11 protein-coding genes are annotated in these 15647 nt (G+C 43.5%); 6 read left to right on the top strand and 5 right to left on the bottom strand.

Features of this window, described 5'->3' with window-relative positions:
- Positions 1 to 177: 177 nt before the first annotated feature.
- The 3 genes from nuoC to ndhC form a co-directional block, all read right to left on the bottom strand.
- Positions 178 to 1953 (bottom strand): NADH-quinone oxidoreductase subunit C/D, encoded by a 1776-nt coding sequence (gene nuoC / locus ACT3QP_RS01955; protein ID WP_192519282.1) that lies wholly within the window; start codon positions 1951 to 1953, stop codon positions 178 to 180.
- 114 nt (positions 1954 to 2067) lie between these two features.
- Positions 2068 to 2736: a NuoB/complex I 20 kDa subunit family protein gene (locus ACT3QP_RS01950; protein WP_444524269.1), complete on the bottom strand. Its 669-nt coding sequence runs from the start codon at positions 2734 to 2736 to the stop codon at positions 2068 to 2070.
- A gap of 158 nt (positions 2737 to 2894) precedes the next feature.
- Entirely contained in the window at positions 2895 to 3518 is a 624-nt protein-coding gene (ndhC, locus tag ACT3QP_RS01945) for an NADH-quinone oxidoreductase subunit A (RefSeq protein ID WP_444524268.1), read from the bottom strand.
- A gap of 766 nt (positions 3519 to 4284) precedes the next feature.
- On the opposite strand from ndhC, the gene ACT3QP_RS01940 reads away from it, so the two are divergent.
- The 5 genes from ACT3QP_RS01940 to argB all read left to right on the top strand — a co-directional run bounded on the left by ACT3QP_RS01940 (position 4285) and on the right by argB (position 11729).
- Positions 4285 to 6318 carry a UvrD-helicase domain-containing protein gene (locus ACT3QP_RS01940; RefSeq protein WP_444524267.1) on the top strand — a complete coding sequence of 678 codons (2034 nt, stop codon included), beginning with the start codon at positions 4285 to 4287 and terminating at the stop codon, positions 6316 to 6318.
- 537 nt (positions 6319 to 6855) lie between these two features.
- On the top strand, positions 6856 to 8259 hold the full coding sequence (gene mgtE / locus ACT3QP_RS01935) for a magnesium transporter (protein ID WP_444524266.1): 1404 nt from the start codon (positions 6856 to 6858) through the stop codon (positions 8257 to 8259).
- Between the two features lie 105 nt (positions 8260 to 8364).
- Complete coding sequence (dut, locus tag ACT3QP_RS01930; RefSeq protein ID WP_444524265.1) at positions 8365 to 8829, top strand: dUTP diphosphatase; 465 nt, start codon at positions 8365 to 8367, stop codon at positions 8827 to 8829.
- Positions 8830 to 8912: 83 nt separating this feature from the next.
- Positions 8913 to 10733 (top strand): phosphomannomutase, encoded by a 1821-nt coding sequence (locus ACT3QP_RS01925; RefSeq protein WP_444524264.1) that lies wholly within the window; start codon positions 8913 to 8915, stop codon positions 10731 to 10733.
- Positions 10734 to 10826: 93 nt separating this feature from the next.
- A complete protein-coding gene (gene argB / locus ACT3QP_RS01920; protein WP_192521000.1) occupies positions 10827 to 11729 on the top strand; it encodes an acetylglutamate kinase in 903 nt (300 codons plus the stop codon).
- A gap of 159 nt (positions 11730 to 11888) precedes the next feature.
- Here the strand turns inward: argB and ACT3QP_RS01915 are convergent, their stop codons facing one another.
- Positions 11889 to 12248, bottom strand: coding sequence for a hypothetical protein (locus ACT3QP_RS01915; protein ID WP_444524263.1), 360 nt, complete (start codon positions 12246 to 12248; stop codon positions 11889 to 11891).
- A gap of 157 nt (positions 12249 to 12405) precedes the next feature.
- Positions 12406 to 12783 (bottom strand): arsenate reductase, encoded by a 378-nt coding sequence (locus ACT3QP_RS01910; RefSeq protein ID WP_442477815.1) that lies wholly within the window; start codon positions 12781 to 12783, stop codon positions 12406 to 12408.
- 143 nt (positions 12784 to 12926) lie between these two features.
- Here ACT3QP_RS01910 and leuS point away from each other — a divergent pair, with 143 nt between their 5' ends.
- Entirely contained in the window at positions 12927 to 15614 is a 2688-nt protein-coding gene (gene leuS / locus ACT3QP_RS01905) for a leucine--tRNA ligase (protein ID WP_444524262.1), read from the top strand.
- The last annotated feature ends 33 nt before the right edge of the window (positions 15615 to 15647 follow it).

The raw sequence follows: 15647 nt of genomic DNA, 5'->3' as shown, positions 1-15647 counted from the left end.
TGTCCTCACTCATCACACTTCATCACCGAATAGCAATAGCCTTAACAGACTTATGAATATCGCTATACCGCAACATATCAGCATTTTGGTGTGCCATTCGGCAATGATATATTGATAATATGTGTCTTTTTAATAACTATAATTTTTCACTCAAAGCACTAGGCTTAAATCAAAGCGTTAGCGATCACAATCTGCCATCACAATATCAATTGATGCCAAATACATGATGGCATCAGAGACGAGCGAACCATTAATCACTGACGGCATCTGCTGTAAATGTGCAAATGTCGGCGTACGGATACGGGTACGATAGCTCATCGTCGCCTTATCTGAGGTGATGTAATAACTGTTTAGACCTTTAGTCGCCTCGACAATCGTCGTACACTCGCCCGCTGGCATCACAGGACCCCAAGATACTGAGATAAAGTGATTAATAAGAGTTTCAATATCGTTTAAGGTACGGTCTTTCGGCGGCGGTACAGCTAGTGGATGATCCGCTTTATAAGGGCCTTGTGGCATATTATCCATACACTGGCGAATGATACGTAACGACTGACGCATCTCTTCGACTTTTACCATACAACGATCATAAGCATCACCGTTGTAACCCACTGGCACTTCAAAATCGTAATTCTCATAGCCCATATATGGACGCGCTTTACGCAGATCAAAATCAACGCCTGTCGCGCGCAGACCTGCACCAGTGACACCCCAAGCCAATGCTTGCTTTGCATTGTACTGAGCAACCCCTTGGGTACGGCCTTTAAGCACGCTGTTTTGCAATGCTGCTTTGACATACTCGTCCAAGCGTTTTGGCATCCAGTCTAAGAACTCACGAACCAGACGCTGCCAACCACGCGGTAGATCAGCAGCAGTACCACCAATACGGAACCAAGCCGGATGCATTCGATAGCCAGTCACTGCTTCGATAACGTCATAGGCTTTTTGGCGATCGGTAAACATATAGAATACAGGGGTCATACCACCCGCATCCTGAATAAAGGTACCGACGAATAACAAGTTATTGGTAATACGAAAAAACTCACTCATCATTACGCGGATGGTTTCAGCGCGCGGTGGAATCTTAATTCCTGCAAGCTTCTCAACCGACATGATGTACGGCAGTTCATTCATCACACCGCCGAGGTAGTCAATACGGTCGGTATACGGAATAAATGAGTGCCATGTTTGACGCTCAGCCATTTTTTCTGCACCGCGATGATGATAGCCAATATCAGGGATACAATCGACGACTTCTTCTCCGTCGAGCTGTAGCACCAAACGGAACGCACCGTGAGCAGAGGGATGGTTAGGACCAATGTTCAAGAACATAAAGTCTTCGTCACGACCTGAGCGTTTCATACCCCACTCTTCTGGGACAAAACGCAAGTTCTCTTGCTCGTATTGTTGCTTGGCAGTATTCAAGAAATATGGGGTAAATTCAGTCGCGCGCGCATGATACTCTTTACGCAGTGGATGACCTTCCCAGTATTTTGGTAATAAGATACGCGTTAGATGCGGATGACCTGTAAAAACAATGCCAAACATGTCCCATACTTCACGCTCATACCAATTGGCATTTGGCCAAATCTGAGTGGCACTCGGCACATTTACATCGTCTTCGCTCAATGCAACTTTGACCCGCACATCACTATTACGCTCAAGTGACATCAAGTGATAAAACACCGTAAAGTCACTATCAGGTAAACCCGCACGATGCTGACGAAGACGCTCATCTATTGCTGATAGGTCAAATAACATGACATAGGGTTTTGGCAACTTACGCAAGAATAAGAGAATGTCGAGTAAGTCAGCACGTGCAACCCACACTGTTGGAATCTCATCAACAGTGTGCTGTACAACGAATTTGCCAGCATACTTATGCTCTAGCTCTTTGATAACTGCTGGAACAGGTTTGATCTTAGGATCTGTGTTTTCGACTACCGTGACCATGAATGATGTATTCCTTCATTAATCATAACTGATTCATCATAACTACACTGTGATGAGCGTATAAAACGTTGACGTTGTTGCTATGGTTATTACCATTAATCTAAACGCACGAGCCTAAATACTGTCTGGGCTACGCAAGTTTTTAACCGCGATACGATCTGCTTGCTTACGATCGCGCTCAGGTGTCATCTGTGGCTGATAGACACCTTTCTCGTTGACATAAGCACCTAACGGACGGCGCTCTTTAGTAATGGACTCTTGTAACAACATCAAACCTTGGATTAGCGCTTCTGGACGCGGTGGACAGCCTGGCACATACACATCGACTGGAATAATTTTATCCACGCCTTGTACGACCGAGTAGATATCATACATGCCACCAGAGTTGGCACAGGCACCCATTGAAATAACCCATTTAGGCTCAAGCATTTGCTCATAAAGGCGCTGAATAACCGGCGCCATTTTGACAAAGCACGTGCCAGCAACGATCATCACATCTGCCTGACGAGGCGACGCACGAATAACTTCCGCGCCAAAGCGTGATAAGTCATGAACAGCGGTTAAGGTAGTGGCATATTCGACATAACAGCAAGACGTACCAAAGTTAAATGGCCAGAGTGAGTGCTTGCGCCCCCAATTTGCTGTTGAATGAACAAGGTCTTCGAGACGACCCATAAAGACGTTTTTATTGACTTCGTCTTCGATAGGATCATTGACCGTTTGAGTGGTCTGTGCAGGGTAAGTATCTGCATCAGGGTTGGCTTTTGTTAATGTGTATTTCATAACATACAACCTTTATATTAGACGTAGTGTGACAATCATCTTGTCCTCGCTATCGCCTTAACTTCTATTATTAATAAGCAATCATCAATACAAACACATCTTCATACTTCTACTATTAGCGCTTGATAGGCTGTTGCCAACTAAGACAAACTTAATAATTAACGCTTAACATTATCTTTTTGATCAGATACCGCAAAGTCCACAGAAGTAACATTACCTGTGGTATTAATGTGATCGATGTTTTCTAGATGATGACGATTGATTTCAATATTGTTTGACACGTTAATCTGGCCTGAAGACTGTGCTGGCACTTTACCCGTGGGATCAACCATTAACTCATGAGCACCGTCAAACTTAGTGATGTCTGCCAGGTTAAAACCAGCAGGTGCTGCGTATAGACGTACTTTTTTGCGCAGCTTATCAGCAGGTGCCCAGTTCATTGCACCGAGACTTAGCTCATAGATTAAACCGATGATGAGAATAGTAATAAAGATGGCAGCCGCAGCAAAACCAAGCCAGCCTGCCTCACGCACTGACACGGCGTAGGCATACAAATAGAGCGCTTCTAGATCAAAGATAACAAAGAAGATAGCCACCAAATAAAATTTGGCAGACAAACGAATACGGGCGTTGCCAGCTCCGACAACACCCGCTTCAAATATTTCTTCTTTTTGTGAACCTTGAGAGCGACCACCAAGCAAACGTGGTACGACTAGCATAAAGACAACTAGCCCAATGGCGGCTAAGATAAAAGCGATTGCTGACCAACTAAAAGCAGACATGATAATACGTGCTCCTCACCCAATCGAGTGTTAAGCGCAGCGCAAGTACGCACCTATTCAAGGTCGTCTAGCGATAGGCATTACACAAACGAAAACACAAAGCGACCGTCATTCCAATCACTGTATTGAAGCAACTGTCATTAAGTCACATTTTAGGTATTTGCTAGTAACAACCAATTATCAAGCATATTGACGACGATGTCAGACATAACCAACGGTAGAATTTCCGAAGATACCTACGGAAAAATGGCTGGTCGCCTAACCCATCTTGTAACAACGTTAGATAAACGTATTAAATCAATATCATATTGGCTTGTTTACTTAATTGATTTAATAGCTCATTACACGTCGTCAACAATGACAAGACAACTGGCATAAATTATTTACGTACTATACGCATTTCAGCGTCTAAAAGCTAGTTTTTAACTGTATTGAACGGTCATTTTATATGCAAAAAAACATGTTTTTTGCAACAACAGTTATGATATATAGGTTACCTTATATTGTGTCCAAATCCATGTTTTCAATCATGAGTAGTAATGACGCCTTATAAAGCAAAGGTTTGATGCCTCTAAACCGCTTTTTCGACATGCAACTCCTCACCCAAAGTACTGCCTTTTGCTTTATAATAGCCCACTTGATTTTATTGAATAACTTTTTGATTAAAACATCATTAGGACAGCCATTTTAGTGATACGCATCGCGTATATCTTAATACTGCTATCAGCACTACCTTCTTTTTTGCTTTTGTCTTACAGGTCACCTTATGAGTCAACTTAATCCTAAACAAGCCGAGGCCATGCTTTATGTCTCTGGTCCACTATTGGTTCTGGCAGGCGCTGGTTCTGGTAAGACGTCAGTGATTACGCGCAAAATTGCCTATCTTATCGAAGAATGCGACATGCCTGCTGAGCGTATCACAGCAGTGACTTTCACCAACAAAGCCGCCCGTGAGATGAAAGCTCGGGTTAGCAAGCTACTGCCTAGCGAAAAAATGCGCGGTTTGACAGTATCAACTTTTCACCAATTCGGGCTGCAGTTTTTACGCTATGAGCTGATTCATACACCACTAAAAGGCAATTTTTCCATCATGGACAGTGACGATAGCAAACGTCTACTGATGGAGCTGATGATGCGTGACAATCTAAGCGGCGCAGAAAGCCGTGAGCTGGTTGGCAAAGCAATAAAAATGATTTCCGATTGGAAAAACGATCTGGTTGAACCCGACAAAGCGATGGAAACCTTAGACGACCCAGAAGAGATGATTTTTGCTACTTTATATGCATTATATGAGCGTAATTTACGGGCTTATAATGCAGTCGATTTTGATGACTTAATTGTCCTGCCAACCAAGATACTGCGTGAGAACAGAGAGCTACGTGATAAGTGGCAAAACCGTATTCGTTACTTGCTGGTCGATGAGTATCAAGATACCAATACCGCTCAGTATGAGATGATCAAACATCTAGTTGGTCCACAAGGTCGCTTTACCGTAGTTGGTGACGATGACCAATCTATTTATGCTTGGCGTGGGGCCAAGCCTGAAAACATGGGACTGCTAAAAGAAGATTTCCCAAAACTAAAAATTGTCATGCTCGAGCAAAACTACCGCTCTACCACGCGTATTTTGACTTCAGCCAACGCCGTCATTACCAATAACGAGCATTTATTTGAAAAGAAACTATGGTCAGATAAAGGTCAAGGCGAAAAAATTCGGATTATTAATTGCCGTAATGATGATGACGAATCCGAGCGCGTGGCAAAAGAGATCGTTACGCATAAACTACGTTTCGGTAATGAGTGGGAGCAGTACGCCGTTCTGTACCGTAGTAATTTTCAAGCGCGGATGCTAGAAGCACAGCTGCGACAGTTACAAGTGCCTTATAAGTTATCTGGCGGTCAGTCTTTCTTTGCACGTAGTGAAATCAAAGATATTATGGGCTATCTACGCCTGATTTTGAATCCTGAAGACGACAGTGCCTTTTTGCGGATTATCAACACACCTAAGCGCGGCATGGGACCAGCCACACTCGAAAAGCTTGGCTTGTTTGCGCAGGAGCACAGCATATCGCTACTGGCTTCCTGTACCCATGCTGGTCTGTCTCATGTTTTGCCATCGAAGGCTTATGGCACAATAAAAGAGTTCGGTGACTTTATCGAGCATTATACGCGTGAGTTAGACCAACATCCTGACCCTGTGCCCATCGTGCGTCAGATGATTGATGAAACTGGCTATATTGATTTTGTGCGTAGCGACTCAAAAACACCGCAACAAGAAAAAAATCGCATCGATAATATCGATATGCTCTACACCAGTATTCAATCTTTGATTAACCGCGCGGAAGAAGATGAAGATCGCACTATTGATACCATTATTCGTAAACTGGTATTACTGGATATGCTGGAGCAGCAGCAAGAGGAAGAGAATACCAACAAAGTCAACTTGATGACTTTACATGCCGCAAAAGGCTTGGAGTTTGATTTTGTTTATATCATGGGTTTAGAAGAAGAAATGCTACCGCACCGCAACTCGATTATGAGTGAAACAATCGAAGAAGAACGTCGCTTAATGTACGTAGGCATCACCCGTGCCCGTCGCGAGCTGACGTTGACACTAGCGACTCAGCGCCGTGCAGGTGGGCAGATGCGTGTCACCTCTGAATCACGATTTTTGGAGGAGCTACCAGAGGATCATATCGACTGGCCTGCCAAAGCCAAAAAGAAAAAAGCGACCAAAGATCCAGAAGCGGTCGCTGATGAATATTTGGCGAATATTCGAGCGTTATTAGGTAATCGCTAGGGCGTGTCCTCATTTTAAAAATGGTAATAAAAATGAGATAAATTGCAGTCAAACAAGGAAAATAGCGCAGATAATATCGAGATATTAGTCAGCTATTTGACACCATTTGGCAAGATTTAGCCATTTTTAACCCTTTTAGATGACTATCGATTGAATTGAGGACACGCCCTAGTATGCATCAACACACTTAAACAATACGACCAAAACTAAGCCAACAATTAGGGCGTGTTGAACATTCAAATGTGGTGCTGGCAGTGACTATTTTTTAGACAATATGCAGTGAAATTTTTGATGCCTAGTCATTTTAGGTTAAACAATTTCGCTATATATTGGCAAAAAAGAGTACTCCCCCGAAGGGCTGATGCTAAAATCACCCCAAACGTTGTTGCAAACCTAGCTAAGGTCTCGACATTATCGGCGGCTTGCGCCTAGTTTAGTGCAATTTTAGCGATCAGCAGCCCTAATATTTGAATGTTCAACACGCCCTAATATTTTAGTAATTGCTACTATTTACAGTTTTAAAAATCAGGAATTTTTATGCCTACTCCTATGCCTGATCAAGACCAACCTTCTTCACTACAAATAGATTATAATTCAGCTGAACACAACGCTGAATATAAGCTGCTGTATCTGCAAGGATTGGTGGCTAACAAGGCATATACAGCCATTACTGAGTTTTTAGAAAAACAGTCAGAATACGAAATTGCCAACCTACTAGAGTCCTTTCCGACTCAAAACCGTCTCTTAATCTGGGCGCAGGTTCCAGAAAGCATTAAAGGTGAAGTCCTTGCTGAGTTAGATGTTGATACGCGCCAGCCTTTGATGGAGAACATCTCTTCAAGAGAAATCTCTCTATTTACCCAAGATCTAGATGCACAAGATATCTCTGAAATCTTGGATACAGTGACTGACAGTGTGCGAACCTCAGTCATGGCGACCTTAGACGAAGATATCCGAGTTCAGGTCAACAGGCTAGACACCTATGTCGACTGGGAAGTCGGTAGCTATATGGATCCTGATATTATTCAGGTAAGAGAAGACATCACGCTTGCAGAAGTGCAAAACTGGCTACGAGAAAACGATGACTTACTCGATGATGAAAGCCAAGAGCTGTTGGTCGTTGATCAAAGCCAACAGTTACTCGGACTATTAAGTTTGGTAGATTTGATTAAACATCATCAAACCACTCTGGTATCCGACTTGATTGATGTGGCTGTTACTATTAATGATCGACTAGATATCCAAGATGCTGCTGCGATTTTTCGATCAGAAGATATACGCTTTGCTCCCGTGATTAATAGCTATGGTGAGCTGGTGGGTCAATTGAATGGTGAGGATATCATGGAAATCATCCAAGATGATGTCGATAGCACCATGAAAAATCTTGCGGGTGTCAGTCAGGACGAAGAGTTGTTTGCACCAATTTTGACCAGCGCCAAAAGTCGTAGCGTTTGGTTAGGCATCAACTTGTGTACCGCGCTATTAGCAGCGGCGGTCATTGGACAATTCGAAGAAGTATTGGCACAAGTCGTGGCGCTCGCGATACTTATGCCAGTTGTCGCTAGTATGGGTGGTATCGCCGGTTCTCAGACACTGACAGTTGTCATCCGTGGTATGGCGATGGGTCAAATCGGTGGTTCTAACCGTGTATGGCTATTAAACAAAGAACTGTGGGTCGGCGCCATAAACGGTATTATTTGGGCAATAATCATGGCATTTATTGCCCAACTGTGGTTTCATGACATCAAAATTAGTGCGGTCATTGGCTTGGCCATTGCTATTAATATGACAGCCGCAAACGTATCGGGTATCAGTATACCGCTAGTGCTAAAACGTATGAATATCGACCCTGCACTATCTGCTTCCGTTATTTTGACCACAGTAACCGATATCGTCGGCTTTATGTCATTCTTAGGCTTAGCCAGTGTCTTGATACTATAATCAAACACTAAACTTTAGAAAATGTCATTACTATTCAACAGACCCTAAATCACCTTTGCTCAAAACCATCATTTTCAAATTCTAAAATCTTTAAGAGAGTGCATTATGCAAGCTGTACAAGTAAAAGTCGTCAACCCTAAAATCACTGAAGATGAAGCATTTTCTCTTCCAACACGTGCCACTGATGGCAGTGCAGGTATCGACTTGCGTGCGTGTATTGATGCGCCATTGACCATTAAAGCCGGTGAAACACATTTGATTGGTACTGGGCTCGCCGTTTATATCCAAGACCCTAATTATGCAGGTATGATCTTGCCGCGCTCAGGGCTTGGTCATAAGCACGGTATCGTTTTAGGTAATCTAGTCGGGCTCATTGATGCTGATTATCAAGGTGAGCTGATGGTTAGTATTTGGAATCGCAGTAACGAAGACTTTGTGCTTAACCCAGCAGAGCGTATGGCGCAGTATATTGTCGTACCAGTTGCCCGTCCTGAGTTTTCAGTGGTATCAGAGTTCAGTGATGAAAGCGAGCGCGGTGCCGGTGGGTTTGGACATTCAGGTCGTCAGTAGTCCATGATCAGTAGCCATTACTGATTTGTTATTTTATTTTTTGTCCATTTTAATAATAACCACGATAATAAGGAGAGTAAGCAATGCCATCTTTTGCTGCGCAGCAATCCTTGTTTCGTGCTTATGATATTCGTGGTTCACGCCAGTATTTTACTACTGATTTTATACAAGCATTGGGTCATGCTTTTGCTCATCGTTATAGCACATTACCTGTTTTTTCGGACCATACGTTCTCAAATGATGCCTGTGCGCATAATACTGAATTAAAAGATATTAGTTCAACAAATAGTCTTATAACTCAAAACCAAAACAATAAAGACACCATTATCGTGATTGGTTACGATACGCGTATCGGTAGCGATATGATTGCGCAAAAGATTGCATCTATATTGGCTCATCATGACTTACAAGTTGTCCAATTGGGTCTGGTTACGACACCTATGATGGTTTTCTGGGCTGAGCAATATCAAGGACACGGCATCATTGTAACTGCCAGTCATTCTGCAAAAGAGATTTTAGGCATCAAATGGTTGGTAAACCATCGGTCGCCAAGCAGTGCAGAGATTCAGCTGTTTTATCAGCAACTCCTGCATCGCCAGCAGGCATCAATCGATGCAGAATACAACTGTGCTATGCAAGCGAATGGTCTTAAAAACCATCCGCAGGATACATGCTTACCTGCGGAGCAAGTAGCAACGACTTATATTGCCTCTATTGACCAAGTCTTTCAGAAAATCCATCAATCTAGGCAGCAACGTTCAAACAAACGACTGTCAAAAAACAATAACCAACTCTTTACCAAGCTTGATTTTCGAGTGATTATCGACTGTATGCATGGGGCGACCAGTATCATCGCTCAGCGTTTATTTGCCCATTTCTGCCAAGATGTTATCATGCTCAATGACACACCAGACGGCAACTTCCCCTCTGGAAGTCCTGACCCTACCGAACCTCATCGTCTTAAACAATTACAGTACAGTGTACGACAACATCAAGCAGACATAGGTCTAGCTTTTGATGGTGACGGCGATCGCCTAATGATCGTGGATAATAACGGCAAAGTCGTCTCGCCTGACCATCTACTGTACTTACTGGCGCAATTAACACTCGCTGAACACCCTGACATGTTATCCCCTAAAATTTCTGTGGATTCACCATTCAAGCCTCAGATCGTTTTTGATATTAAATGCTCTCATCACCTTTCAACCCTTTTGTCTGAGCTTGGGGCAACACCGATCATCAGTCGCACAGGTAGCAGCTTTATGCGCCAGCAGTTACAGTATTCTGCTGGTGAAATCGTCTTTGCTGGTGAACTGTCAGGACATTTTATATTCAATGATAGCCGTTTTATTGTTTATGACGATGGTATGTATGCCGCTTTACGACTGTTACACTGGTTAGCAGCGAATGGCGCTGGACATGGTAAAAAATCGCTGACAGATATGACGGATGAGCTACCTGCAATGGTCAGTACTGCAGACCATTATTTACCGTTGCCAAAGACTTTGAGGACAGAGTATTCAATCGTAGAGCAGCTGTCTCAATTCTGCCGTTACTTACGCCAACTCTTAAAAGCGACATCAGCAGATTCTGAGCAGCATTTAATAAATACTAATTCGCTAGTAGATTGTCATTGTTCAGTGATTGAGCCCCACTTAACACTCAAACAAGCCAGAGAGTTAATGCCAGTAGGGACAACGCTAAGCTGTATCGATGGCGTTCGTTTGGATTTTGCACATGGCTTTGGCGTACTGCGACAATCAAACACCAGTCACCATCTGACGGCGCGCTTTGCTGGTGATAGCATTGATGAGCTAAAAGCAGTTCAAGAAAAATTTGCCACATTATGTCGCCCATTTGATAAAGACCTGGCTGCACAGATTGTCGCGATTCCTGCCGAATAATCATATGTCACAAACTGTTTTATCTATGCGCAAGACTGCATCAAGAAACACAATATAACCAACCCGCTCAACACTGTACTTTAGGAGTTTTTAATGACGCTTAACCTAGATGATGCCAAAATCACCGCTGAAGTATTGACCACAGCCCTACCTTATATTCAGCGCTTTGTCGGTAAATTGATCGTGGTCAAATACGGCGGCAATGCCATGACTGACCCTGCGCTTGAAAGCTCGTTTGCCCGTGATATTGTGTTGCTAAAAACCGTTGGCATGCATCCAGTCGTCGTACATGGTGGTGGTCCACAAGTCGATAACTTGTTAAAAGAGCTTGGTCGTCAGTCTGACCGTATTGATGGTATGCGTGTCACTGATAAAAGCACCATGGATATCGTTGAGATGGTGCTAGGTGGCGGCGTCAATAAATCTATTGTTAGCTTGATTAATAAGCACGGTGGCCGCGCGATTGGTTTGACAGGCAAAGACGCTAACTTAATCCAAGCAAAAAAACTGGTCATGGAAAAAGTGGGCGAAGATGGTGTCGCTGTCCCTGTCGATCTAGGGTTTGTCGGTGATGTAGTTAGTGTTAATAAAGACGTGATTAATATGCTTATCTCATCTGACTTTATTCCGGTCATCGCACCGCTTGGCGTCGATAGCGAAGGTCACACTTATAATATCAATGCTGATCTAGTCGCAGGGAAAGTCGCAGAATTCTTGCAAGCCGAAAAATTGATGTTACTGACCAATATCAAAGGTGTATTGGGTCGTGATGGTCAAGTCGTCACTGGGCTGACGCCGAAGAAAGTCGATGGACTGATTGAAGATGGCACTATCTCAGGTGGCATGATTCCTAAAATTCAGTGTGCGCTTGATGCCGTACGTAGCGGCGTAAAAAGCGCTGTCATTGTTGATGGCCGTGTGCCCCATGCGACCTTGCTTGAGATCTTTACCAACGAAGGTGTCGGTACCTTAATCAGTCGTGAATTAGATGCATAATTGAGCCAACAGCCTACGATTATTAGCATGAAAAATATTCGTATAGAAAACACTAGTATAAAAAAGCCCGAGCTCGGATACCAAGCTCGGGCTTTTTAACTGTCTATCAATTTTATGATCTATTAGGGCGTGTTGAACATTCATTCAAACAAGATGAATTTAATAAGCACAAAACTCAACAGAACTATGATGACTATTGCCATAAATCTTCATATAGTGGTTGCCTTTACTCTCAGTAATGTAAGACGTTTCATTATCATAGCGGTCACCGTCCAATCGACCACTTGGCCCTGAGACGTAAGCCATATTGATACGATCATCGCCAACATTACGAATCACTAAGTTTTGGTCTGCTGCGAGCCATAAACGAAACACTTTTCCATCTTTGATATTGCCTGTAAAGTTACCGCAATAGCTGTCTTTTGCAAAGGTTACTTTAGTTGATGAGTCTGCCGCCTGTACGCTTGTGACCATTATAGGTGCTGCTGCAAGCGTAGCCATCAGTAATAATTTTTTCATCATTCTATCCTCGAACATTAGGGTCTATTGAACATTCAGATACCGTGCTGATAGCACATTTAAACATTCAATAGACCCTATAAATTAGTAAACTTAATTCTACCGATGAGAGCATAGTTTATAATTTGTCAAAGTGACAGCTTTTTATGAAAATTATTTATGAAAAAACCGCCTCAAACTCAGCTTCATTAAAGCCGCACAGCAATATTGACTGACTTTGATTTTTATCGTCAATCTGACCTTCCACAATCGGACGCTTAATCATACTGGTGTTTTCGACTAGTAAATCAATCGCGTTATTTATATCGGCATCAGCTGCTTGCTTTTGCTCATCGGTCAGCTTGCGCCATGTGGTACCACGCTTGTTCAGCACTTTATCGATACCTAGCGCATCTACCCAACGCTGGACGCTTGGTTTGTCGATGCCTTGTTTTTTATAATCATGAAAATCATAGCTAACACCTAACTCCTCAAGCTTAGTAAACGCCTTTTTCATGGTGCTGCATGATTTGATACCGTAAATAGTGATGGTCATAATGATTCCTATATAATATCTTAAGTGCTTATAAACTTCTTAATACTGCTCTATTATTACGTTGCCCCATCGCATTTTTTGCCGATTTGCGCTATTCTAGCGTATCTAATTTTCTTATCAAAATATTCAATCTAGAGCCCACTATGAGTAATACTGTGACATCTGACCAAGCAGAAAACAATTATTATAACCCACAAGCTATCGAAGCGGCGCAACAAGCCAAATGGGCAACTGACAAGCGCTTCGAAGTTAGTAATGAGCCAAGCGATAAGCCAAGCCGTTATATGCTGTCTATGTTTCCTTATCCAAGCGGCAAGCTACATATGGGGCACGTGCGTAACTATACAATTTCGGACGTACTGAGCCGTTACTATCGCCTAAAAGGTCATGAAGTCATGCAGCCAATGGGCTGGGATGGTTTTGGCTTGCCAGCAGAAAACGCCGCGATCGCCAATCAAACCCCACCTGCCAAGTGGACGTTTGCCAATATTGACAACATGCGCGCACAGCTTAAGTTACTAGGCCTATCTATTGACTGGTCACGCGAGTTCGCTACTTGTAGCCCTGAATACTATCAGTGGGAGCAGTGGTTATTCTTACAGTTATACAAAAAAGGCTTAGTCTATAAAAAGCTATCGACGGTCAACTGGGACCCGATTGACAATACGGTATTGGCCAATGAGCAGGTCATCGATGGCAAAGGCTGGCGTAGTGGTGCTGCAGTTGAGAAGCGCGACATTCCTATGTATTACTTCAACATCACTGACTATGCTGATGAGCTGCTGGATGATTTGGATCAATTAGAAGGTCATTGGCCATCAGAAGTACTGACCATGCAGCGTAACTGGATCGGTCGTAGTGCGGGTATGGAAGTACACTTTCCATACGAGTTGGCAGGTGAAAGCAATACCTTAGATGTGTTCACTACCCGTCCTGATACCTTGATGGGCGTCACCTATGTGGCAGTTGCAGCAGAGCATCCGCTTGCACAGTATGCATCTGAGAATGATAAAGCAATCGCAGATTTTTGTGCCTTGTGTAAAAAAGGCTCAGTCGCTGAAGCCGATTTGGCCAAAGCCGAAAAAGTCGGTATGGACACAGGTCTGACTGTCACTCACCCACTAACTGGCGAAGAAGTACCAGTTTGGGTTGCGAACTATGTGCTAATGAGCTATGGCTCAGGTGCTGTGATGGCGGTTCCCGCTCATGATGAGCGTGATTATGAATTTGCGAACAAATATAGCCTGCCTATTAAACAAGTCATCCAGTCACCTGAAGGTTATAAAGAGTCTGTGCTTGCTGATGCCAAAGCAGACGGTTCTGAGCCAAACCTTGCCTATACTGAACGCGGCACCTTGGTGAATTCAGGCGAGTTTGACGGTCTAGACTTTGAGCAAGCGTTTGAAGCGATGCTAGCCAAGCTTGAGCCACAAGAATTGGCCAAGAAAAAAATCCAATATCGCTTACGTGATTGGGGTGTCTCGCGCCAACGTTATTGGGGCTGCCCTATTCCAATGATCAATTGCGAGCATTGTGGTACTGTGCCTGTCGAAGAAAAAGACTTGCCCGTCGTCCTACCGACTGATGTCGTCCCTGATGGTCGCGGCAACCCACTCAAAAACATTCCAGAGTTTGTAAACACCACTTGCCCTAAATGTGGCAACCCTGCTGAACGTGAAACCGATACCTTTGACACCTTCGTCGAGTCGAGCTGGTATTACGCACGCTTTGCTAGTCCAAATGATGCGCAAAGCATGGTCAATAAATCTGCTGCCAATAAATGGCTACCTGTTGATCAATATGTCGGCGGTGTTGAGCATGCTGTGATGCATCTACTTTATGCGCGTTTCTTTCACAAGCTCATGCGTGATGAAAACTTGGTATCTGGCAACGAGCCGTTTGCCAACTTGATGACTCAAGGCATGGTACTCGCTGGTACTTTCTATCGCGTCAATGCAGATGGTAGTACCACCTATTACTTCGCCGAAGACATCGATATTGACTATGATGATCGCGGTCAACCGATTAAAGCCATCTTAAAATCTGATGGACAGCCAGTGACTATTGGCAAAATCGAAAAAATGTCTAAGTCAAAGAATAACGGCGTCGATCCACAGATTACCATCGATAAGTATGGTGCTGATACCGTTCGTCTATACACGCTATTTACCGCGCCTGCTGACCAAACGCTAGAGTGGTCGGATGATGCGTTAAAAGGCCCTTATAACTTCGTGAAGAAAGTGTGGCGTATTGCCGCTGAGCACATGCAAGCACTGACTGCTGCAAACTTAGATCTGACGACGCTAAATAGCGAAGTACTTAATACTGAAGGGCTAAGCAAAGAAGCCAAAAACTTGCGCCGTAAGACCCATGAAACCATTGCTAAGATTGACAATGATTTGGGTGATCGTTTGGCACTAAACACACCAGTATCAAGCCTGATGGAGCTTGCCAATGAGCTTACAAGCTTTAAAGCCACCAATGAGCAAAACCTGCAAGTACAACATGAAGCATTGGTAGATTTGCTTATTATGTTATCGGTGTATGCACCGCACGTCGGTGAACATTTACTTGAGCAGCTAGGGCTAGATACTGTTACCCTAAACTATCCAATTGTTGATGAAAGTGCGCTCGTGCAGGATACCATCACGATGGTTGTACAAGTTAATGGTAAAATGCGCGGTAAGATGGATGTCGCGCCAAACAGCGATCCAGAGCAGTTAAAAGTACAAGCTCGAACCATGGAGAGTGTGGCAAAATTTATCACAGGCGACATCAAAAAAGAAATCGTCGTTCCTAATAAGTTGGTCAATATCGTGGTTGCAGGTTAGGCATTTTAGGCTTAGTGGATACTCTATCCAACC

The organism is Psychrobacter sp. AOP7-B1-24 (assembly GCF_052376215.1).
Classification (GTDB): domain Bacteria; phylum Pseudomonadota; class Gammaproteobacteria; order Pseudomonadales; family Moraxellaceae; genus Psychrobacter.
Note: the sequence above shows the minus strand (reverse complement) of the source record. Positions and strands in the feature narration are given on the sequence as shown.

What these genes read in the sequence shown, in the direction of transcription:
- nuoC (WP_192519282.1), bottom strand. Translation starts at nt 1,953, where the DNA reads ATGGTCACGGTAGTCGAAAACACAGATCCTAAGATCAAACCTGTTCCA.
- ACT3QP_RS01950 (WP_444524269.1), bottom strand. Translation starts at nt 2,736, where the DNA reads ATGAAATACACATTAACAAAAGCCAACCCTGATGCAGATACTTACCCT.
- ndhC (WP_444524268.1), bottom strand. Translation starts at nt 3,518, where the DNA reads ATGTCTGCTTTTAGTTGGTCAGCAATCGCTTTTATCTTAGCCGCCATT.
- ACT3QP_RS01940 (WP_444524267.1), top strand. Translation starts at nt 4,285, where the DNA reads ATGAGTCAACTTAATCCTAAACAAGCCGAGGCCATGCTTTATGTCTCT.
- mgtE (WP_444524266.1), top strand. Translation starts at nt 6,856, where the DNA reads ATGCCTACTCCTATGCCTGATCAAGACCAACCTTCTTCACTACAAATA.
- dut (WP_444524265.1), top strand. Translation starts at nt 8,365, where the DNA reads ATGCAAGCTGTACAAGTAAAAGTCGTCAACCCTAAAATCACTGAAGAT.
- ACT3QP_RS01925 (WP_444524264.1), top strand. Translation starts at nt 8,913, where the DNA reads ATGCCATCTTTTGCTGCGCAGCAATCCTTGTTTCGTGCTTATGATATT.
- argB (WP_192521000.1), top strand. Translation starts at nt 10,827, where the DNA reads ATGACGCTTAACCTAGATGATGCCAAAATCACCGCTGAAGTATTGACC.
- ACT3QP_RS01915 (WP_444524263.1), bottom strand. Translation starts at nt 12,248, where the DNA reads ATGAAAAAATTATTACTGATGGCTACGCTTGCAGCAGCACCTATAATG.
- ACT3QP_RS01910 (WP_442477815.1), bottom strand. Translation starts at nt 12,783, where the DNA reads ATGACCATCACTATTTACGGTATCAAATCATGCAGCACCATGAAAAAG.
- leuS (WP_444524262.1), top strand. Translation starts at nt 12,927, where the DNA reads ATGAGTAATACTGTGACATCTGACCAAGCAGAAAACAATTATTATAAC.